Below are 20,257 nucleotides of genomic sequence, written 5' to 3' on the forward strand. Positions count from 1 at the left end.
AGCTTGTTGCGGTGCTTGCCGCCCGAACCCTTGGTCGGGCCCTTCTTGTCAGCCATGCCTCCAGTGTAAAAGCAGGCAAGAACCAGCAAAACATCTGTCGGTCTCAATATCTGCCGGGTGAAGGCACGCCGTACCGTTATAGATCAGGCCGCGCGGATTGTTCCTGCGAGTCATCCCAGAGTGGCTACCTGGTCAGGATCTGGGAACTCCATCCACTCGACCGGGGACTGTCCCTTCAATGCAGGTGTGACGGCGATGTGGGCCATGGACGACCGGCCTGAGGCGCCATGCCAGTGTCTGATGCCCGCCGGGCAGAAGACCACATCACCGGGTTCCAGCCTGCGGGGCCGATGGCCCTCCTCCTGCTCCCACCCCTGCCCGGCGGTGACAATCAGGAGCTGGCCATGCGGGTGGGTGTGCCAACGGTTGACGCACCCGGGTGCGAAGGTCACATTGCTGGCTGAGCATTCCGCGTCCGGATCAGTCAGCCGATGCAACCAGACATGCCCGGTGAAGTTGGGTCCGTCTGCCGAATCCCCCAAGGGGTAAGGCCCTGAATCCGGCCCGGTTCCGGTTGCAGTTGCGGTGGTGTCCTGGCTCTTGGCGTCACTGTCGCCCTCACCGTAGACCTCCTTGGCCAGGCCGAAAGCCGACCATGCCTTGGGCCAGCCTGCATAGAAGGCCAGGTGGGTGATCAGCGCCACCATTTCAGTGCGGGTAACGCCATTGTTCTTGGCCATGGTCATATGGCTCTTTAGCTGGGGGAAGAGCCCCATGCTCATCAGACCTGCGCAGGTGATCATGCTGCGGTCCCTGGCAGAAAGCTCATCCTCGCGGGACCAGACCTGGCCGAAGAGCACATCATCGTTGAGGTGGGCGAATTGTGGTGCGAACCGACCGAGCTGGTCGTGGCCCGCCGTCTGTTTGATTGCCATGGGTTGATCTCCTTGCCATCATCTTGGCCGTGTCATTCCGGCAGATTCAGCTATACCCCTTCGAGTGCGCTCGAAGTCAAGGAAGCCCAGGCTGTCCCGGATGATCAGCGAGGTAGGCAGGGCGAGGGCTCCGGGATCCTCGGTGACAGGCGGGATGCCGGCTTTGCGCAGCCGTGCGATCAGGGCGGACTGTTGGCGGGACTGCCCGGTCTCGGGCTTCTGACCCAGCAGAATATCCGCTGCGGCATGTCCTATGGCTCGGCGGGGGATACGAATCGTAGCAACGGCCGGCTTGACGACAGGGGCGACCATGGTGTTGTCAAATCCGATGACGCCGACCCTGTCGGGCACGGTGACTCCTTTGGATTGCAGTCCCAGAATGACTCCGGCGGCGATCAGATCATTGTAAGCGACCACAGCGTCGGGAGGTTCCTGCTCCAGAGCGGCGGCAGCCTGCCGGCCGCCTTGGACAGTAGGATCCACTGGCCCCATTCGCCGGCATTCCAACCCCAGGGCCCGGCTGAGTGATTGTATGCTCTCCCAGCGGGATCGGTCGGACCAGGCTCCCACTCGGCTGGCTATGTAGACTACGGACCGTCGTCCCTGCCGCCGTAGCAGTTCCAGGGCTTGGGCCAGACCGGTGGAGGCATCGGGCAGGATGGAGGGAAGGCCCTCCATGGGGCGGTTGATTACCACAAGAGGCAGGCGTCGTGCCAGGCGCCGGGCCGTTGGCGTTCGGACCTGATCAGTGGCCAGAATGATTCCACGGGTGTGGCCGACCAGGCTTTCCAGCAGATCTTCCGTCCGCCCCAGCTCGGCTCCGGCCTCGATGATGCCGACCGCACCTTGCTCAGGCAGGGCTTCTTGAGCGCCGGCAAGAATCTGGGAGGAGATGCCGTTGGAGGCATCCTGGACCAGAAAGGTTATCAGGACCGGCCCGGTCGCATCCCCGCTGGGGGGATTGACAGGCAGGGGGTAGCCCATGGATTGGGCCAGGGAGCGGATCCGGGCGGCAGTCTGCGAGTTCAGTCGACCGGGATTGTTGAGTGCGCGGGAGACCGTGGACGGGGACACTCCGGCACTTGCGGCCACGTCGATCATGCGCACGCGTCGGTGCCCTTCCCGCCCCTGTGTGGGCTCCGGGAATCTCTTGGACAAGCCTGATGCTCCGTTCCTTGCCTGATATGGCTGCACTGGCATTGTATACGGCCTGCCTGCAGGTCGGCGCTGATGCGTCCGAAGACCTCCTCGGTCAGCGGATAGCAGCGGATGAGCAGGACAGAGATGGTGAACATGACGGCAGGTACCAGGCCCACAGCCAGTCGCATATTGGCGCCCAGGGCTGGATCCTGGGCAACATTCATGCCAGGCCTGTAACCGAGGAAAGACAGGATGGCCGGCCCCGCCCATCCATTGATGGCCGCTCCGACCTGGCGGGTGATGCTCAGGGCGGCCATGGAGGCTCCTGCGGTGTTTCCATTGCCGGTCCGCCACTGCTCGTACTGGACCGAATCCGCCTGCATGGCCCAGATGCAAGGGGTGATGACCTGCACGCCGATGCCGTTCAAGGCTATGCAGGCAACGGCAGGCCAGGCGGATTGGGCCAGGATGAAGGCCAGCGAGGATCCGATGACCATCAGCCCGCCCAAGGTCCAGGTGCCCCGCTTGCCCAGACGCTGCACCAGCCAGGGCGAGCAGGGGGCTACGACCACCCCGGCAAGGACGCCCACCAGGGTCAGGGCGAAGGTGACTCGTCCGGTCAGCCCAGGGTTGCCGACGGTCAGGACCTCCTTGGCGACGATCGGGGCCAACGAGGCCACCGGGTTGGTCATGAAGAGGGTGGCCAGACAGACCACCAATAGAGGACGATTGTCGGCCAGGAGCCGAAGATCCTCTTTCAGGGAGGTAGGAGGGGCTGCCGGGGGCAGGTAGCGCTCCCTGGTGGTCCGGGCCATGATCAGATAACCCAGGGAGCCCAGCAGACAGCAGGCGGCGACCACCGGAAGAAAGAGTCGGGAGGGGTCCATGTCGTTGACCCGCGGAGCCAGGGTAAAGGTCAGGACGACCCCTGCCGCCGCTCCGCCGAAGGTGCGGGAAGCCGCCAGGCGCTGACGGTCATCGGAGTCCCGGGTCATGGCTCCAAGCAGTGCCCCGTAGGGCACGCCGCCCAAGGCTCCAAGGAGCTGATAAAGCAGGTAGGTGACGATGGCCCAGCCGATGCGTACCGGCATGGGCGCGCCCGCCGGGATGGTGTACATCAGGGTGACTGAGATCATCATCGGCAGGCCGAAGACGACCACCAGTCGCCGCAGACCGCCCTCCTTGTCCTTGGCGCGGCCGTCGGTGATTCTTCCGGCGACCAGGTAGACCAGGGCCTGGAAGAGGTGGGCTCCCAGGAAGATGTCGGCCACCAGCATGGGGTCCATGCCCAAGTAGAGGTAATAGGTGGTCAGAAAGAGGTTGGTCATCTGCCAGCCGATGTTGTTGGCGGCATCGCCTAGGCCGTAGCCCAGAATGGCGGACCTGGGCAAGGACTCAGCGTTCATGGTCGTCCTCGGCGATGAGGCAGGGAAGGGAGGCGGGGGATTCCGGTCCGGGTCCTGCCGCGTTGATGGCGCTGACGCTGACTGTATACTTGCCGGGCTCCAGGTCACTGAGGGTCAGGGTGGTCTGTTTGGCAGCCAAACGCAGTCCTGTACTCTGCCCACGGGCCATTTCGCGTAGGGTGACCTGATAGGCCTGTAGAGGGATGCCTCCGTCGCTCGGGGCCGACCAGGAGGCCTGCATGGTTTTACCGGAAGAGGTCAGTCTGGGCTTGCCTGGACGCCCGGGCGCATGTCCCAGAATCAAGGAATCGCCTGGGGGAGAGGGGGGCGAGACTCGACCATCCTCGGTGGTGAAGGCTGCCATGACGCGATAGATGCCTGGAGGAACCTGTCGGAAACTGTGGGTCTGCCTGCCGGCGGGCAGCCAGACGGTCGGCTCGGGCTCATGATCGTCGGTTGGTTTCAAGGTCAGTTCGTATCCTGAAAACCCCTGAGGGACCTGGTCAACAGTCAGACGGACGGTCATGTCTGCCAGATCGATGCTGGCCTGAGGGTCGCCGGGGCAGGGCAGCACCGGGTCGGTCCTTCCGGCTTTGGGAGGGCCCATGTGCAGTTCAAGCGGGTCTGCAGGTTCGCCGATGCCCGTGGAGTTGCACTCCTGCAGGACCATCCGCCAGGAGCCGAAGGGGATTCCGTCCAGGTCGGCCTGTCCTTGGGACCGGTCCAGGTAGAAGGTCATGGACCTGCCGTTCCGGTCGCGCAGAAGGACCTGGGTGGTGCTCGGCGCGTCGGCCTGGTGTCGGATTGGTCCGTGCCGCCAAGTCAGCCGCAGACAGTGTCCGTGAGGCTGGGCGTCAATGCTCTTGGGAGCTGCAGGTATGGCTGGCAGACGATGGCGGGCGAAGGCCATGATCTGGCTCAGCTGCATGGCGTACCGTCCTCCTTGATAAGGATTGGCGCGCAGCCGCGTTGCCTCGATTCTGATGAACCTGATATTGCTCATTGGAGCAAAATCGAAGGCCTGCGGCCGACCGTCCACCGGCAGCGGATAGTTGTGGCGGCTGCAGACCCGAGTCCAGCTGCGGCCGTCCGATGAAAGGCTGATGGAGAAGTCCAGCGGAAAACCCTGACCCTGGTTGGGGTCAGTCAATCTGTTGCTGGTTGCGTACTCCACCACGCCGAAGGAATCGGTGCCTGACCACTGGCTGGACTGGTCCGCGCCTCCGGATGGATTGCGGCCCCGAGGTGCCAGAACCACCTGGGACAGGGTGGCCGCCTTCCGCATCTCCAGGAGAATCCACTCCGGGCGATTCCGGTTGCTGACGAAGCTGGACCATCCGAATCGGTTGTAGGCGGCTCCGAGACGACCGTCGACCAGGGCGGCCCTTGTCCATCCTGGCAGATCAGACTGGGATGAGACCTGAACCCGGGCACCAGCGGCAAGATTGGCCCGGGCCTGTCGGGGAGGCCGGCGTCCAGCGGTGAAGGTGACCGTTACCGTGGCCGTCTCCTGCAACGCCCCTTGGAAGCGCACGCGGGCCCGGTAGAGGTGCCCAGGTTCCAGGCCGGAGGGATCGACAGTGTAGTAGATATCCTGCTCGTGACGCAGGTTCCCCTTCATCCTTTCCAAGCTGAAGGCGCCCTCGGCATCCTCCAGGACCTGGGCGCTCCAGTGCTCGCTCATTGCGCCTCCCTCCTGGCGCAGATGGATGCAGTGTTTGACCTCCCGTGATGCCCATTCCACTCGGCCCAGGTCGATGCGGGGGTGTGCGGTCCCCAGCCGTGGCGGAGCGGCATGGTCGATCCACCCCAGGAAGTTCTCCTCCCGGAAGACCTGTCTACCCTGCTTGCGCACACACAGGACCAGAAGGAGTCGGGACCCCTGGCTGGCCTGATCCCTGGGCACGGTGATGGTCACGGGTACGGTCCGCCAGGATGCATGTGGGACCTGCACCCGTCGGCGGCCTCGGTCGACAACCACCCGTCTGCCCCCTGGGCCATTCTGCCAGGCCACTTGCCAGACCAACTCAAGGTCGGTTCCCCGACGTTCCTCGTCATTGTGGACAATGATGGTGCGTCGGCTGGTCGTTCCGCGCGGGTAGATCCTGTGGGGCTGACCCAGGCGTGGTTCACGGTCGAATTCCTTGTCGTAGGCGGAGACATCTGCGAAAGAGGCAGCTATATATCCAAAGGCCGGCCCCTCCTGCCAGGGGTCATCCTCATCCCGCCAGGGATCGAACTGGGGGCGCAGCAGCCTTTTAGGGTTGAGCCCCCTGCGGATTCTGCGCCGGTCCGGTTCCAGGCAGGCCTCGACGTTGTCGTAGATGAAAGCGGAAATACAGAAGGGCTTCCAATCGACTACTCGCGTGGTCCGTATGCCCCTGGTCACCCGTCCGACCTCCCGGCCGAAGTCCGCCCGGGAGATGGTGTCCGGATCTCCGTTGAGCCGGCCGTGATAAATGTCGGCAATCCGTCCCTGCCCATCGTAGCGGGGGATGCCTGCGGTGGAGACCGAGAATTCCTCGCCGGCGGCCAGGGGTAGGGGCGATTTGATGTCGTAGAGGGCATAGATGTCTGGAGCCGAGGTCATGCCAGAGGGATACCCCCCGTAATAGTGGCGGGAATCCTCGTCGGTAATGGGGGCATTAAAGCCGTCATTGACCACTGGCCGGGTGCCGTCCTGTTCATGCACGGCCGCCTGCAGGGCTGGGATGAGCAGGTCGCCGTCCTTGGGGTTCCATGCCTCGTTGGTGGTGGACCAGAGGACGATGCTGGGGTTGTTCCGATAGGCCCGCACCCATCGCCGCGTCCACTCGACATAGTGGCCAATGGCTTCAGGGCCGTAGCTCATGTGGAGGGGCGGATCCAGTTGCACATTGGCTGGAGAGCCTGGATTCCAGAAGGCCGTCTCCTCCTCAAGGAGCATACCGGTCTCGTCGGCGCGGTCGGCCAGGGCTTGAGAGGGGACTGAGCGGATGTGGTTGCGCAGAATATTGAAGTTGGCATGTCGATAGGCGTCCACCCAGGCCTTGGTCATGTCCTGACCGGATTGGTTGTCGTCAAGGATCAGCCCATAGGCATCGCCGGCCTCGTTGATCAGGTCGCGGCTGCCCTGGTTGAGCAGGCAGAGGGAGTCGCCGCGCAGCCGGATGGGGATGCCATTGAGCAGGTACCGGTCTCCTTGGCGCTGGAATTGCCGGAAGCCGAATCGCTCCTGGGAGCGGTCGATCACATGGCCACCGATCTCGAGAACAGCATGCATGACATACAGGAAGGGATCGGTCCGGGACCAGTAGTGGGCGTCCGGCCAGGCGATCTGCAGACGGACGACCTTGGAGGAGCGGGGATTCAGTGAGCAGGACACCGGGTTGAAGGCCAGCACGGCCCGGCCCTTGGGCATCGAAGGCTTCCAGGGACGGACCTCGGCCTTGAATCGCAGATTGCATGGGTGTTTGCTGGTGTTGGTCAGGGTCGCGTTGAGCTCCAGCCGGTCGTTGGAGGGGTCGGCGTCGCCGCCCAGATCGGGGATGATCTGCATGTCCTCGATGCGGACCCTGGGCCTGCTGCCGAGCCAGACGTCGCCGCCCAGCCCCAGCCGTCCGACGATGTTCTCGGTGCCGAAGGGGAAGAGCAGCCGGCCGGGGCCCTCAGCAGGAGCCAGGGCATCGGCGGGAAGGGATTTGACGCCCCAGATCTCGATCCTCATCCGGTTGCGTCCGGCATGAACCGCCCTGGTGACGTCCAGGTCGTAGGGCAGCAGCGTCATCAGATAGCCGCCGGTGGATGGCGGCCCCACCTGGATTGCGTTGATCGACACCCTGCCCAGGGTGGCCAGGGCGTCCAGGTGCAGGATCACGTCCTCGTTCGGGTCGAGGGCACCCAGGAAGAATTCCCTGAGGTAGACGCCATGGTGCAGGTCCCGGCTCCAGGAGTCCGGATAGCCGGTGGTCTCCGGCAGGCTGTCCCACCAGGTGGGCACCATGACGGGGTATCCCCGGTCTCCGTCGTCGGGGTGGAAGTCCCAGATGCCGTTGAGATTGAGTTTCATGCCGCCTCGCCTCGCTGCCTGCTGCTGCCGGTTCCCGACCGCCCGTCATGGCCGGTCAACAGGCAGGTTACATCGTATTGAGGCGTTGCCATTTATTGCCAATCCGGATCCGGGCGGCGGAGGTGGCCAAGGCCTGCTTCAGGGATGGGCATTCCGGGATGGTCGGCGAACAAGCAGACACTGGCATGCCAGCGCCAGGCCTCATCGGCCCGACACGGGACTGATCAGTCCGAGACGTCGGCCTTGTAGAAGTTGACGTAGGAGCGCGAAGGGGTCGGCCCACGCTGGCCCTGGTAGTGGGAGCCGTTGTGCTTGGACCCATAGGGGTACCGGGCGGGCGAGGAGAGTTGGAAGAAGCACATCTGGCCGATCTTCATGCCTGGCCAGAGCTTGACCGGCAGGGTGCTCACGTTGGACAGCTCCAGGGTGATGTGCCCCTCAAAGCCGGGATCGACGAATCCGGCGGTGGAGTGGGTCAGAATGCCCAGACGGCCCAGGGAGCTCTTGCCCTCCAGCCGGGCGGCCAGGGTGGAGTCCAGCTTGACATACTCCCAGGTGGATCCCAGAACGAACTCGCCGGGGTGCAGGATCCAGGGTTCGTCTTTGGGCACCTCGAACTGCTCGGTCAGTGCACCCTGGTCCTCCGCCGGATCTACGTAGGTGTACTGGTGATTGTTGAAGACCCGGAAGTAGCGGTCCAGGCGTACATCCACGCTGGAGGGTTGGACCATGGCCGGTGTCCACGGGTCCAGATTCAGGTGTCCTGCCTGATGGGCATCCAGGATGTCATGGTCGCTGAGCAACATGCCGAGGTATCTCCTTTAGGTTCGTTAATCGAGGGTCTCTCGTCGGGCGGGAAACCATCCGAAATCCAGTCTAACCGGCCCTATGCCCGCCTTCTGATCCGGCTGGATTCACAGAGAATTTTCAGATAACACTATCGTCACCATAAGGTAGCTGTTCTTTACTATAAACATCGGCTCAAAAACCGAACGGGCGGTTGACCTCCGTCCGACAACTGATTTCCCTTTCTTCTCTCTCGCCCGGCGGTGTTCACGCACCGCCGGGTTCTCTTCATTTTGGGGGAGTATCGGTGCGCCGACGTTTCACGTGAAACCAAGTAGACAATGGCTCGATTGAGTTCGTTAAGGACTATTACAGTACGGTCGGGCGTTGGCAAATCCATGAGCGTTGGCAAATCCATGAGTCGTCCAGTGTTTGTCCGGGCCGGGCCTTTGTTCCTTGAGCTTCCGCCCCCCCCCCCCCCCTGTATTCGAGACTCGAGACTGGCAGATCTCCAAGATGGGATTGAAAGTTCCGCACAGCCGCCTTCTGGCATCTATATAAGTTGTGCTCCGATGCGCGGTCCGCACCCTGGGCACAGGATTAAAGGTAGCGGTCGAAGATATGGAAGAACCCCCGTCAGTTATGGCTATGACGGGGGTTCTCCACCGGGGGGAGGGGCGGCGATCTTCTTGCCTTCGGCGGCTGAGGGAAGAGGGGGACTATCACATTGCCGAAAGCAGTCCGAACTCCGCTCCCTCCCCGGTTCGAGCGGCCGGGTGCCGGTGCTGGGCCCGACTCATTCCCGAGGCCAGGAAGAGTGGACCAAGCAGTGCGGCTATCCGACCAAGTGTGTGGGTCACATCAGCCTTACTCCTGGGGAGCCTTGGCTGACATGGCCTTGTGGAAGATGGCCACGATGATCAGGGCCAGTAGGGCGGCCAGTGCCATGACCCAGAACATGTTGGCTACCTGGGCCTGGACGCCGGTCTTGACACCTGCCAGGGCATGTGACCCGAATTGGGGATTGGCCATGAGTCCGCTGTAGACAGCCATGCCGATGGATGCCGAGGTGTTCATCATCAAATCCCCGATGCCGATGCCGCGTCCGTTCTGGTCCACTGGCAGGGTGGCCGAGAAGGAGTCGTAGAGGGGCGTGTAGGACATGGTGATGCCAGCAATGAAGACCGAGGCCAGCGCGGTCAGGACCCAGAAGCCCGAGGTGAGCATCAGGGCCGAACCGGCAGCTCCGGCGAGCATAAGCAGGGCGGACAGGATCAGCATGGGCAGGCGTCCCATGGCGTTCATGATGACTCCGGACAGGCAGCCCACCAGGGTGGCCACGATGTAGACGATGGTCAGGCAGAGGGAGACCTGGCTCAGGGAGATCCCGTAGATGCGGTCGCCGATCACGTTGTAGATGGGCACGCAGGCGAAGTTGAAGAAGTAGAAGACGAAGAGGGCCAGCAGGACAGCCATGTAGGCGCCGTTGGTCACGAACCCGCGGCTCAGGAAGGGGTTGGCGCCCTTCCAGACATAGGCGGCGAAGATCAGGATCAGGACGGCCAGCACCCCCAGCATCCAGGTGGCCGGGAAGGAGAAGTAGACGGCTACGAATCCGGCGATCAGCGCGAACAGGGCGATGCCGAAGACATCGATGCGCTCGCCCTTGATGCCGGTGTCAGGTGTGTACTTGAGCACCGGGGGGATCAGCAGGATGGAGACCAGGGGCACCAGGAAGAGGTAGCGCCAGTCGATGGAGGTGATCAGTCCGCCGGCGAAGATGCCCACGGCGGAGGAGGCGTAGTAGACGGCGTTGAAGATGCCCAGATAGAAGGCACGCTCCTTGTCGCTCAGGTACTTCATTGCCATGACCAGGAAGACCGAGCCGGCCACCTGACCGCCCGCGGTCTGGATCATGCGGGCCAGGACCACGGCCCAGAAGTTCGATGCGCCGAAGAAGCCCAGGAGGCTGCCGATGATCAGGGCGCCCACGCCGAACAGGGTCATCTTCCGGGGGGAGATGTAGTCGCAGAGGGTGCCGTAGAGCATGCAGACCACGCCCAGGACAATGCCGGGCAGGGTGCTGATCAGCGAGGCGTTGGCGGACATCCCCAGGGAGTCGCCCACGTTCTGGAAGACCAGGTTGAAGGCCTGGATCATCAGTGTGCCCAGCAGGAAGATGGTCAGCAGGGCCGGCAGGGCCCGCTTGGTGCTGCGGCGGTTTTCGTCCACGGTCGTTTCGGTAGCCGTTGTGGTGATGGATTCGCTCATGACTGCCGTCCTTTTTATCGTTCGCTCTCGGTCTTGCGCACCAGGGTCAGGAGCCTGTCCATGAAGCGCCGGGTGAACCGCTCGGTGTCTACCGACAGGGCCACCTTGGTGTTCTTGACCGTGTCCAGGAGCCTGCTGGGGTCGCCGATGGTACGGGCCCGCTGTGGTCCCTCGGTCTCGACCATCAGGTTGGTGGCGAAGGTGGTGACCAGGCTGGGGTCGATGGCCACGGCGGCGGCCAGGGGGTCGTGCAGGTTGCAGCCGCCCAGGTAGACCCCGCTCTCCTTTTCGCTGATGTCGATGTAGTAGTCGGTCATGTCTGCCAGGAAGCGGCCGGCGCTGGTGCCTGTTGCGCGCAGGGCCTCGGTGTCCTCGCGGCTCATCAGAGCCTGGGTGGTCACGTCCAGACCAACCATGGTGATGTCCGCCGTGGTGGCGAAGACCCGATTGGCGGCCTCGGGATCCTGGTTGATGTTGGCCTCCGCGAAGGGTCCCACGTTGCCCGGCTGGGTCAGTGTGCCGCCCATCATGACGATGCTGATGCGGTCGACGATGTCGGGAGCCTTTTCCAGGGCGGCGGCGATGGTGGTCAGGGCGCCGGTGGGCACCACGACCAGCTCGCCCTTGGGGTAACGGCGGACAGCGTCGATGATGAAGTCCACCGAGCTCTGCTGGCTGGCCTGCCGGTCGGTCTGTGCAGGGATCTCGACGTTGCCGGTGCCGTTGGCCCCGTGGAAGATCTCGGAGTCCGGCGGAACGCTGAAGGAGTCGGCCGTGCTGGGGTGGTCGATCCCCTTGAAGACCGGGATGTCCTCCCTGCCATACATGGCCAGCAGCCGCAGATCGTTGTCGACGCCTTGGTCGAGCACCACGTTGCCGTAGGTGCCGGTGATTCCGATCAGTTCGGCATCCGGGGAGCCCAGGACATAGGACAGAGCCAGCGTGTCGTCGATGCCAGTGTCCAGATCCAGGATGATCTTGCGGACGGTTTCCTTGCTTGCTGACACGTTGGTCTCCTTCCCAGAAGGATGGGCAGCCCCAACCTTCTGCTTACCTATGTCGTGCCTTCCCTAGGCTGATTCGTTACTGCCGTGAAACAAACAACCTGTTTGATGTAACGTTTCATCAAACTGTACGGAGCTAAACTACCTGCGGCTTGGAGGCTTGTCAAAGCGCGTTGGGGGGTGTTCGCCATCAGGGCAGAGACCTGCAAATCTATCGGTGATGTCTGTAGCTGCGTGTGGTAGGCCGCTTTTCCCCGCACTCGACGATAATGAGGGGTATGACTTTAGCGACCCCTGAACAGTATGTGGCGATGCTTGATGCAGCCAGACGGGGGTCCTATGCCTACCCCGCCATCAATGTGACCAGCACCCAGACCCTGAACGCGGCCCTGCAGGGGCTGGACGAGGCCCAGTCCGACGGAATCATCCAGGTCTCCGTGGGAGGTGCCGCCTACCTGTCCGGACAGCGCCTGGCCGACCGGGTGGCTGGCTCCATCGCCTTCGCTAAGTTCGCCCACGAGGTGATCGCCCGTTACCCAAGCATCACCGTGGCCCTGCATACGGACCACTGTGCCCCGCAATACCTGGGCGAGTGGGTTCGTCCCCTGCTGGCCTATGAGAGGGACCAGGTGGCTCACGGTCAGGAGCCGCTTTTCCAGTCGCACATGTGGGACGGTTCCGGCCTGCCTCTGGGGAAAAACCTGGCCACGGCGGCGGAGCTGCTGGAGCTGTCCCGTGCCGCCCACACCATCCTGGAGATTGAGGTGGGCACAGTCGGCGGCGAGGAGGACGGTCACTCGGCTGCCATCGACCAGCGGCTCTATTCCTCGCCCGAGGACGGACCCAGGGTGGTTGATGCCCTGGGTCTGGGCGAGCGCGGCCGATACATGGTGGCTTTCACCTTCGGCAATGTGCATGGGTCATATAAGCCAGGTGTGGTCAAGCTACGGCCCGACCTGCTGGGGCGGATCCAGGCCAGGACCGCCCGAGCCATATCCGATGGGGAGATTGGCGGCATACCTTCCCCGGGCGCCCCTGCCGATAAGCCCTTCCTCTTGGTCTTCCACGGGGGCTCCGGCTCACAGCCGGAGGAGATTGCCTCGGCAGTTGCTCATGGCGTGGTCAAGATGAACGTGGATACCGACACCCAGTACGCCTTCACCAGGGCCGTGGCAGGGCACATGTTCGCCAATTACGACAAGGTCCTCAAGGTGGATGGGGAGGTCGGTGACAAGAGCGAGTACGACCCCCGTTCCTGGGGACGCCAGGCCGAGGACGGGATGGCTGCCCGAGTAGTCCAGGCCTGCCATCAGCTGGGCAGCGCAGGGCGGGCCATGAGATGATCGCTGATTTCCAGTTCGAACATGGTCCTGTGGGCGGGACAGTCATGATCGGCTGCTGAGCCTATTCGGCCTTTTGATGCCAGGGTTGGTTCCTGGGTCGGTCGGTCTTCCGCTCCATACATGGGGTTAGGCTCGTCTATGGATGGTCTGCCTTTGTTTTCCTTGAATGGCGACCAGTGGATAAGGAGCATCGTATGCCGGGAATCGTGATTGTCGGAGCCCAGTGGGGCGACGAGGGCAAGGGCAAGGCAACGGATTTGATCGGCGAGCATATGGACTACGTCGCCAGGTTCAACGGGGGCAACAATGCCGGCCATACCGTGGTCGTGGGCGACCAGGAGTATGCCCTCCATCTTCTGCCCTCGGGAATCATTCACCCGGCCATCACCCCGGTCATCGGCAACGGCGTCGTGGTCGACCCGGCCGCCCTCTTCGAGGAGATCGATGTGCTCCAATCACGCGGTGTGGATTGCAGCCGGTTGAGGATCAGCGAGTCCGCGCACATCATCGCCCCCTATCATCGGACGCTGGACAAGGTGACCGAGCGCTTCCTGGGCAAGCACAAGATTGGCACGACCGGCCGTGGAATCGGCCCGGCCTACGCCGACAAGATCAACCGTGTGGGTATTCGTGTACACGACCTGTTCAATGTCGACCACCTGCGCGACAAGGTGGAGGCCAGCCTCCACCAGAAGAACCAGATGCTGGTCAAGCTCTACAACCGCCGGTCCATCGAGGTGGAGGCCACCGTTGAAGAGCTGGCGGGATACGCTGAACGACTCAAGCCATACGTGGCCAACACCTCGCTGATGCTCAACCAGGCTTTGGAGCAGGGCAAGAACGTCCTCTTCGAGGGGGGACAGGCCACCATGCTGGACGTGGATCACGGCACCTACCCCTTCGTCACATCATCCAACTGCACGGCCGGGGGCGCCTGCACCGGCACTGGCGTGGGCCCGACCAAGATCGACCGGGTGGTCGGCGTGGCCAAGGCCTATGTGACCCGCGTTGGCGAGGGGCCCTTCCCCACGGAGCTGGACAACGAGCAGGGCGAATGGCTGCGTCGTCAGGGCCACGAGTACGGGGTGACCACCGGCCGCTCCCGCCGCTGCGGCTGGTTCGACGCGCTGGTCAGCCGCTATGCAGTGCAGATCAACGGCCTGACCGACATCGTGTTGACCAAGCTGGATGTCCTCTCCGGCCTGGAGACCATCCCGGTCTGCGTGGGCTACGACATCACCCGGTCCGACGGCTCCCGGGCCAGGGTGGATCAGATGCCCGTGGACCAGGCCGAGTTCCAATCCGCCCAGCCGGTATACGAGGAGCTGCCGGGCTGGCGCGAGGATATCTCCGGCGCCAAGAGCTTCGAAGAGTTCCCGACCAAGGCCAAGGACTACATCCACCGTCTGGAGGATCTGTCCGGCTGCCGCATCTCGGCCGTGGGCTCGGGTCCGGGCCGCGATCAAATCGTGCAGATCCACTCGCTGATCGACTAAGGAAGATCCATGGCTCTGCCCTGCCTGACCGCCTTCCCTGGGGCGGTCGGTACGGGAATCATCATCTCCACGGACAGGCCTCTGGGAGAACGGCTGCACGGTGCCATCACCGATCTGATTGAGGGCTACGAGCGTGCCCTGTCACGGTTCAGACAGGATGCCATACCTGCGCAAATGGCCCAGGCTGCTCATGGGGGCAGGTTTGTCTTTCCTGACTACTGCCAGGGGCTCTTTGACCTATATGACAGGCTGTATTCCGCCACCGACGGGGCCTTGGACCCCATGGTGGGCGAGGACCTGACCCGTCTGGGCTACGGCAGGCAGCCCACTTTCCGGCTGCAGGCCGACGCCGCCGGGCATCTGGGACGGATTCATGGGCGACCGACCTGGGGTGATGACCTCAGACGTCAGGGTGCCGTCCTTATGACTGCCGGACCGGTCAGCCTTGATTTCGGGGCGGTCGGCAAGGGCTATCTGGTGGATCTGATTGCCGACCTGCTCGAGCCTCGGGTGGAAGAGTATCTGATCGATGCCGGTGGCGACATGCGTATGCGGACCTCCCGCCCGGTCTCCATCGCCATGGAGGATCCCGGCGATCTGTCTGCAGGCGTGGGCCGGATTGAGCTGTCCCATGGCTCCTTGTGCGCCTCGGCGCCTAGCCGTCGCCATTGGGCCGATTGGTCCGAGAATGCCGCAGCAGCGGGACTGACAGCCCTTCACCACATTTTGGATGCCATCGACGGCCGCCCGGTCGACCATGTGCTGGCCTCTTGGGTGGTGGCTGATGGAAAGGATGACGAACACCCCACGGGCCTGGCCGACGGTCTGGCCACCGCCCTCTTCCTGGTGCCGCCGGATGCGCTGGCCGCCGGATTTTCCTTCTCCTGCGCGCTGATGCGTGCCGACCGTCAGGCTCTGATCTCCGACGAATTTCCGGGCGGGTTCTTCACTGACTCCAATAACCATTCGTCCACATAGTGGACCAGTCTCGCTGGACCGGCCGATGTCAGGCCTATGGTCGGCACCAATGCGGATGTGCAGAGAACGCATCCGATTCGTGAATGATGAAGGGAGGTTCGCCGTGATGACCAGCTTGACAGACACCCGCCGATTCGGCAATGTGTCCGCGCGAATTATTAGCCCGTCCTCACCGGCGGACTGACTCGACAATCTTCATTGTTCGGCCCCGTCGGAAGGCGGGGCTGGACGCATAGGCTTCATCGCATCAGACCCTGCCGACAGCGGGGTTTTTCTATAAGGAGATGAGATGAAGTGACGGCAAACGACGTCAGTGTTGCTTCCCCGGCCACGGCAGCGTCCGCGTCCGGCAGCACCCGTGTGACCCGCAGCTCGGTCCGCACAGTCATCGGGGCCTCCATGGTCGGCACGGCCATCGAGTTCTACGATTTCTACGCTTACGGGACGGCTTCGGCCAACTATTTCCCCAAGCTCTTCTTCCCCAAGACCGATCCGACCGTGGCCCTGCTGGCATCCCTGCTGACCTTCGCCATCGCTTTCATCGCGCGGCCCTTGGGATCCTTGATCTTCGGACACTTCGGTGACCGCCAGGGACGCAAGACCACGCTGGTGGTCTCCCTACTGACCATGGGCTGCTCCACGGTCCTGATCGGCGTCCTGCCCACCTACGCCACCTGGGGACTCTGGGCCGTGGTGGTCCTCTGCCTCTGCCGGTTCGTCCAGGGAATAGGCCTGGGCGGTGAGTGGTCCGGTGCGGCCCTGGTGGCCACCGAGAACGCCCCGGAAGGCAAGAGGGCCCTCTACGGCTCCTTCCCTGAGCTGGGCGCCCCCATCGGTTTCTTCCTGGCCAACGGAACCTACTTCCTGCTGGAGATGTTCTGCACGCCCGAGCAGATGCTGAGCTGGGGTTGGCGTGTGCCCTTCCTGCTCTCCGCCATCCTGGTGGTCGTGGGGCTGGCTGTGCGCGTCTCCATGCAGGAGACCCCCATCTTCCAGATGGCTCTGGATCAGCAGAAGGTCGTCAAGACCCCGCTATTGGAGGTCTTCCGCAAGAGCTGGCGCCAGGTGCTCCAGGCCACCTTCCTGGTCGCGGTCACCTACACCCTCTTCTACACCTTGGCTACCTGGTCCCTGGCCTACGGCACCAAGCCCAAGTCCCAGGGCGGCGGCGGACTGGGCTTCACCAACCAGGAGTACCTGCTCATGCTTATGGTCTCCATCCTGGTCTTCGCCCTCTTCATCGTGCTGGCCTGCGTCTATGCGGATCGCATCGGCCGTCGCCGGGTGCTGATCGGCAGCTCCGTCATGCTGGTGGTCTTCAGCCTGGTCTTCCCCTACCTGCTCATGGCCCATCACAACACCTTCCAGGTCATGGTCTTCCTCTGCGTCGGGTTCGCCCTGATGGGCATCGCCTTCGGGCCCATCGGCGCCTTCCTGCCGGAGCTCTTCGACGCCAACGTGCGCTACTCGGGTTCCGGCATCGGCTACAACTTGGCGGCCATCGTGGGCGCGGCCTTCGTGCCTACCATCGCCACCTGGCTCTCCTCCCACTGGGGAGTGCGCTCGGTCGGGCTCTACCTGGCCGTTATGGCGGTCTGCTGCCTGGTGGCAGTGCTGACCTGCCACGAAACCAAGGATGTGGACTTCACCAAGTAAGCCTGGATGCATCCCGCCGGCCGGTTCCTCGAATCGTGCCGGTGTCCGAACAACGAATTGCGGACAGTCCATCTGGCCATATCACGAGTATGGTTGGAGGCATACCGTATCCAAAGGGTACGGATCGGGGTCAAGGACAAAATCCGTCGCCCCGGTCGAAAGAGCATCGTCCGCCTGGAACAACGACAGGAATTCACAGTATTTTGCGTTCCCCGGCCTGGAAGAGCCGGTCCGGTTGGACCGCACATAAAGGAGTGTAGATAATGGCAGCACAGATCTGGTATGAGAAGGATGGGGACCTTTCGGTTCTGGATGGCAAGAAGGTGGCCATCATCGGCTACGGTTCCCAGGGACATGCTCATGCGCTGAACCTGCGTGATTCCGGTGTGGATGTGGTGGTCGGCCTGCGTGCCAACTCCAAGTCGGTGCCCTTCGCCAAGGAGCAGGGTCTGGAGGTCAAGACCGTGCCCGAGGCCACCAAGGAGGCCGACATCGTCATGATTTTGGCCCCCGACCAGTACCAGCGCAACATCTGGCGGGACGACATCGAGCCCAACATCAAGGAGGGTGCGGCTGTCGCCTTTGCCCACGGGTTCAACATCCATTACGGCTACATCAAGCCCAGTGCCGACCATCCGGTCTTCATGGTGGCCCCCAAGGGCCCGGGCCATATCGTCCGTCGTGAGTATGTCGCTGGCCGTGGCGTGCCCGTGGTCGTGGCCGTGGAGCAGGATCCTCGCGGCGACGCCTGGGACATCACCCTGGCCTATGCAAAGGCTCTGGGTGCCCTGCGGGCCGGTGCCATCAAGACCACTTTCAAGGAAGAGACCGAGACCGACCTCTTCGGCGAGCAGGATGTGCTCATGGGCGGCGTCAACCATCTGGTCGAGGCCGGCTTCGAGGTGCTGACCGAGGCCGGCTACCAGCCTGAGATCGCCTACTTCGAGGTCTGCCACGAGCTCAAGATGCTGGTCGATCTGATGAACGAGGGCGGCCTGAACAAGGCCCGCTGGTCCTGCTCCGACACCGCCCAGTACGGTGATTTCACCTCCACCGTGGTGGACGAGTCCACCAAGGACAGGATGCGTCACCAGCTGAAGCGCATTCAGGACGGCTCCTTCGCCAAGGAGTTCATCGATGACCAGGATGCCGGCGCCCCCAAGTTCAAGGAGCTCCAGGAGAAGTACTCCCACGAGAAGATCGAGGAGGTCGGCCCCAAGCTGCGCGCCATGTTCTCCTGGAACAAGGATGTCAAGGATGCCGACGAAGCCCAGTCCTTCACCGGCAAGATCGCCCGTTCCCAGGTGCAGTGACCTCTGGGTTCTGTCGGGAGGAGCCTGCCTGGCCCGACTGACCATTCAGTAAATGGCCGTTCCCTCATCCGGATGCAATGCCGATGAGGGAACGGCCATTTTGTTATTCCCGAAATTCATATTGCAGTTGCGCGGTCAGATTGTTCGTTGACCGGATTGGTCATATGGATGTGCGAAATATTCAATGCCGGAGGATATTGGTGGTGCCCCGCGGCTGGAACGACCATCTGCGGGGCACCATTGGTTATAAGAGGAAGTGGTCCTTCTGAAGTGATCCTTCTACAAGGTGTCCTTTGTTCCCGCCGCCTCAGCGGGTGGATTCGGCGCCGGACACGTCCATGTCCTTGAGACGCACGATCTTGGTGTGGTTGACGAACTTGAAGCCCAGGTAGAGGACCAGGACCAGTACCACGCTGAAGTATGTCATGGCCATGTGCGACCAGTTCAGGCTGAGCAGGGAGGGGATGTCCTGTCCGGCGATGACGATGACGCAGAGCACCATGGCCAGGATCGGGCCCAGCGGGTAGAGCTTGGAGTGGTACTTGAGCTCGCTCAGGTCGTGCCCCTGGAGCTTGAAGGCCCTCCGGAAGCGGAAGTGGCTCAGGGCGATGCCGATCCAGGCGATGAACCCGGTCAGTCCTGTGGCGGTCACCAGCCACATGTAGAAGGACTGGCCGAAGATGCTGGAGGCGAAGGTGGCCAGGGACATGCAGACCGTGGCCACCAGCGCCGCCAGGGGGATGCCCCTCTTTGTGGTCTTGGCGAAGATGGCCGGGGCATAATGGTCCTTGGCCAGTCCGTAGAGCATGCGGCTGGATGCATAGGCCCCGGTGTTGACGGCCGAGAGGATGGATGTCAGCACCACCGCGTTCATGACGCTGGCCGCCGAGGCCAGGCCGGCCCGCTGGAAGACCAGGGTGAAAGGCGACATGGCGATGTTCCCGTCAGAGGCTCCCAGGAGGTTGGGGCTGGTGTAGGGGATCAGGGCGGCGATGACGAAGATGGACAGCACATAGAAGAGCAGGATTCGCCAGAAGACATCGTTGATGGCCTTGGGAACGGCCTTGCCGGGGTTTTCGGATTCACCAGCGGTCACACCCACCACCTCGGTGCCCTGGAAGGAGTAGCCGGCAATCAGGAAGACGCTCATGATGGCCGGGAATCCTCCCACGAAGGGGGCATCCTTGTAGGTGAAGTTCTTCAGGCCGACTGCAGGTTGGAACATGATTCCGCAGATCATGGCCATGCCGATGACCAGAAAGACGATGATGGTGGCCACCTTGATCAGGGAGAGCCAGAACTCGGTTTCCCCGAATGCGGAGACCGTCAGGGCGTTGATCAGGAAGACGATGACCAGGACCAGCAGGCTCCAGATCCATCCTGGGGTGTGGGGCAGCCAGTACTGGATCAGCAGGGCGGCGGTGGAGATGTCCACGGCACCCGAGATGGTCCAGTTCAACCAGTAGTCCCAGCCCATGGCAAAGCCCAGGGCCGGATCTACGTAGCGGGCGCTGTAGGCGGCGAAGGATCCCGACACCGGAAGGTGGGTGGCCAGCTCGCCCAGACTGGTCATCAGGAAGTAGACCATGACGCCCATGGCGATGTAGGCCAGAAGTCCTCCGCCGGGGCCGGCTGTGGAGATGGTGGAGCCTGAGGTCATGAACAGGCCGGTGCCGATGCAGCCGCCCAGGGCGATCATGGAGATGTGGCGGGTCTTGAGGTTACGCTTGACGCTGCCGTAGCCATGATGCTCTTGCCCGGCCCGGTCGGATTGATTGGTGTTCGACGCTGCATTGCTGGTGTTCTGCGTCATGATCCTCCTCCTTTTGGCTGGGCGACGCACCGGGGAGTCCGGGGTCGTACTGAAATTGCGATTCCTGA

14 protein-coding genes are annotated in these 20,257 nt (G+C 62.9%); 5 read left to right on the forward strand and 9 right to left on the reverse strand.

Annotated elements, in window-relative coordinates:
- Window positions 1-170: 170 nt before the first annotated feature.
- From H3T88_RS00005 to H3T88_RS00040, 8 genes are all read right to left on the reverse strand, one after another.
- The gene (locus H3T88_RS00005; protein WP_198203131.1) at window positions 171-935 is read right to left on the reverse strand and encodes a carboxymuconolactone decarboxylase family protein; all 765 of its coding nucleotides are present in this window, start codon (window positions 933-935) and stop codon (window positions 171-173) included.
- Between the two features lie 18 nt (window positions 936-953).
- Window positions 954-2,036 carry a LacI family DNA-binding transcriptional regulator gene (locus H3T88_RS00010; RefSeq protein WP_232347069.1) on the reverse strand — a complete coding sequence of 361 codons (1,083 nt, stop codon included), beginning with the start codon at window positions 2,034-2,036 and terminating at the stop codon, window positions 954-956.
- Window positions 2,033-3,481, reverse strand: coding sequence for an MFS transporter (locus tag H3T88_RS00015; protein ID WP_198203133.1), 1,449 nt, complete (start codon window positions 3,479-3,481; stop codon window positions 2,033-2,035). The genes H3T88_RS00010 and H3T88_RS00015 overlap by 4 nt, the downstream gene beginning before the upstream one ends.
- A complete protein-coding gene (locus H3T88_RS00020; protein WP_198203134.1) occupies window positions 3,471-7,529 on the reverse strand; it encodes a fibronectin type III domain-containing protein in 4,059 nt (1,352 codons plus the stop codon). Before H3T88_RS00020 ends, H3T88_RS00015 begins: the two co-directional genes overlap by 11 nt.
- 224 nt (window positions 7,530-7,753) lie before the next feature.
- Entirely contained in the window at window positions 7,754-8,335 is a 582-nt protein-coding gene (gene dcd / locus H3T88_RS00025) for a dCTP deaminase (protein WP_110425991.1), read from the reverse strand.
- Between the two features lie 702 nt (window positions 8,336-9,037).
- Complete coding sequence (locus H3T88_RS00030; protein WP_198203135.1) at window positions 9,038-9,175, reverse strand: hypothetical protein; 138 nt, start codon at window positions 9,173-9,175, stop codon at window positions 9,038-9,040.
- 7 nt (window positions 9,176-9,182) lie between these two features.
- The gene (locus tag H3T88_RS00035; protein ID WP_198203136.1) at window positions 9,183-10,586 is read right to left on the reverse strand and encodes an MFS transporter; all 1,404 of its coding nucleotides are present in this window, start codon (window positions 10,584-10,586) and stop codon (window positions 9,183-9,185) included.
- Between the two features lie 14 nt (window positions 10,587-10,600).
- Window positions 10,601-11,593, reverse strand: coding sequence for a nucleoside hydrolase (locus H3T88_RS00040; protein ID WP_198203137.1), 993 nt, complete (start codon window positions 11,591-11,593; stop codon window positions 10,601-10,603).
- Window positions 11,594-11,868: 275 nt separating this feature from the next.
- Between H3T88_RS00040 and fbaA the strand changes: the two genes are divergently transcribed.
- The 5 genes from fbaA to ilvC all read left to right on the forward strand — a co-directional run bounded on the left by fbaA (window position 11,869) and on the right by ilvC (window position 18,376).
- Window positions 11,869-12,933 carry a class II fructose-bisphosphate aldolase gene (gene fbaA / locus H3T88_RS00045; RefSeq protein ID WP_198203138.1) on the forward strand — a complete coding sequence of 355 codons (1,065 nt, stop codon included), beginning with the start codon at window positions 11,869-11,871 and terminating at the stop codon, window positions 12,931-12,933.
- 194 nt (window positions 12,934-13,127) lie between these two features.
- Window positions 13,128-14,429 carry an adenylosuccinate synthase gene (locus H3T88_RS00050; protein WP_198203139.1) on the forward strand — a complete coding sequence of 434 codons (1,302 nt, stop codon included), beginning with the start codon at window positions 13,128-13,130 and terminating at the stop codon, window positions 14,427-14,429.
- A gap of 9 nt (window positions 14,430-14,438) precedes the next feature.
- Window positions 14,439-15,407 carry an FAD:protein FMN transferase gene (locus H3T88_RS00055; protein ID WP_198203140.1) on the forward strand — a complete coding sequence of 323 codons (969 nt, stop codon included), beginning with the start codon at window positions 14,439-14,441 and terminating at the stop codon, window positions 15,405-15,407.
- 399 nt (window positions 15,408-15,806) lie between these two features.
- A complete protein-coding gene (locus tag H3T88_RS00060) occupies window positions 15,807-17,063 on the forward strand; it encodes an MFS transporter (RefSeq protein WP_195760154.1) in 1,257 nt (418 codons plus the stop codon).
- A 263-nt stretch (window positions 17,064-17,326) separates the two neighbouring features.
- A complete protein-coding gene (ilvC, locus tag H3T88_RS00065) occupies window positions 17,327-18,376 on the forward strand; it encodes a ketol-acid reductoisomerase (protein WP_121912809.1) in 1,050 nt (349 codons plus the stop codon).
- A gap of 307 nt (window positions 18,377-18,683) precedes the next feature.
- On the opposite strand, the gene H3T88_RS00070 is transcribed toward ilvC, so the two are convergent.
- Complete coding sequence (locus H3T88_RS00070; RefSeq protein WP_198203141.1) at window positions 18,684-20,189, reverse strand: amino acid permease; 1,506 nt, start codon at window positions 20,187-20,189, stop codon at window positions 18,684-18,686.
- Window positions 20,190-20,257 lie beyond the last annotated feature (68 nt).

Origin of the sequence: Bifidobacterium sp. W8110, assembly GCF_016101375.1 — a bacterium.
Lineage (GTDB): Bacteria > Actinomycetota > Actinomycetes > Actinomycetales > Bifidobacteriaceae > Bombiscardovia > Bombiscardovia asteroides.

What these genes read in the sequence shown, in the direction of transcription:
- H3T88_RS00005 (WP_198203131.1), bottom strand. Translation starts at nt 935, where the DNA reads ATGGCAATCAAACAGACGGCGGGCCACGACCAGCTCGGTCGGTTCGCA.
- H3T88_RS00010 (WP_232347069.1), bottom strand. Translation starts at nt 2,036, where the DNA reads ATGATCGACGTGGCCGCAAGTGCCGGAGTGTCCCCGTCCACGGTCTCC.
- H3T88_RS00015 (WP_198203133.1), bottom strand. Translation starts at nt 3,481, where the DNA reads ATGAACGCTGAGTCCTTGCCCAGGTCCGCCATTCTGGGCTACGGCCTA.
- H3T88_RS00020 (WP_198203134.1), bottom strand. Translation starts at nt 7,529, where the DNA reads ATGAAACTCAATCTCAACGGCATCTGGGACTTCCACCCCGACGACGGA.
- dcd (WP_110425991.1), bottom strand. Translation starts at nt 8,335, where the DNA reads ATGTTGCTCAGCGACCATGACATCCTGGATGCCCATCAGGCAGGACAC.
- H3T88_RS00035 (WP_198203136.1), bottom strand. Translation starts at nt 10,586, where the DNA reads ATGAGCGAATCCATCACCACAACGGCTACCGAAACGACCGTGGACGAA.
- fbaA (WP_198203138.1), top strand. Translation starts at nt 11,869, where the DNA reads ATGACTTTAGCGACCCCTGAACAGTATGTGGCGATGCTTGATGCAGCC.
- H3T88_RS00050 (WP_198203139.1), top strand. Translation starts at nt 13,128, where the DNA reads ATGCCGGGAATCGTGATTGTCGGAGCCCAGTGGGGCGACGAGGGCAAG.
- H3T88_RS00055 (WP_198203140.1), top strand. Translation starts at nt 14,439, where the DNA reads ATGGCTCTGCCCTGCCTGACCGCCTTCCCTGGGGCGGTCGGTACGGGA.
- H3T88_RS00060 (WP_195760154.1), top strand. Translation starts at nt 15,807, where the DNA reads ATGGTCGGCACGGCCATCGAGTTCTACGATTTCTACGCTTACGGGACG.
- ilvC (WP_121912809.1), top strand. Translation starts at nt 17,327, where the DNA reads ATGGCAGCACAGATCTGGTATGAGAAGGATGGGGACCTTTCGGTTCTG.
- H3T88_RS00070 (WP_198203141.1), bottom strand. Translation starts at nt 20,189, where the DNA reads ATGACGCAGAACACCAGCAATGCAGCGTCGAACACCAATCAATCCGAC.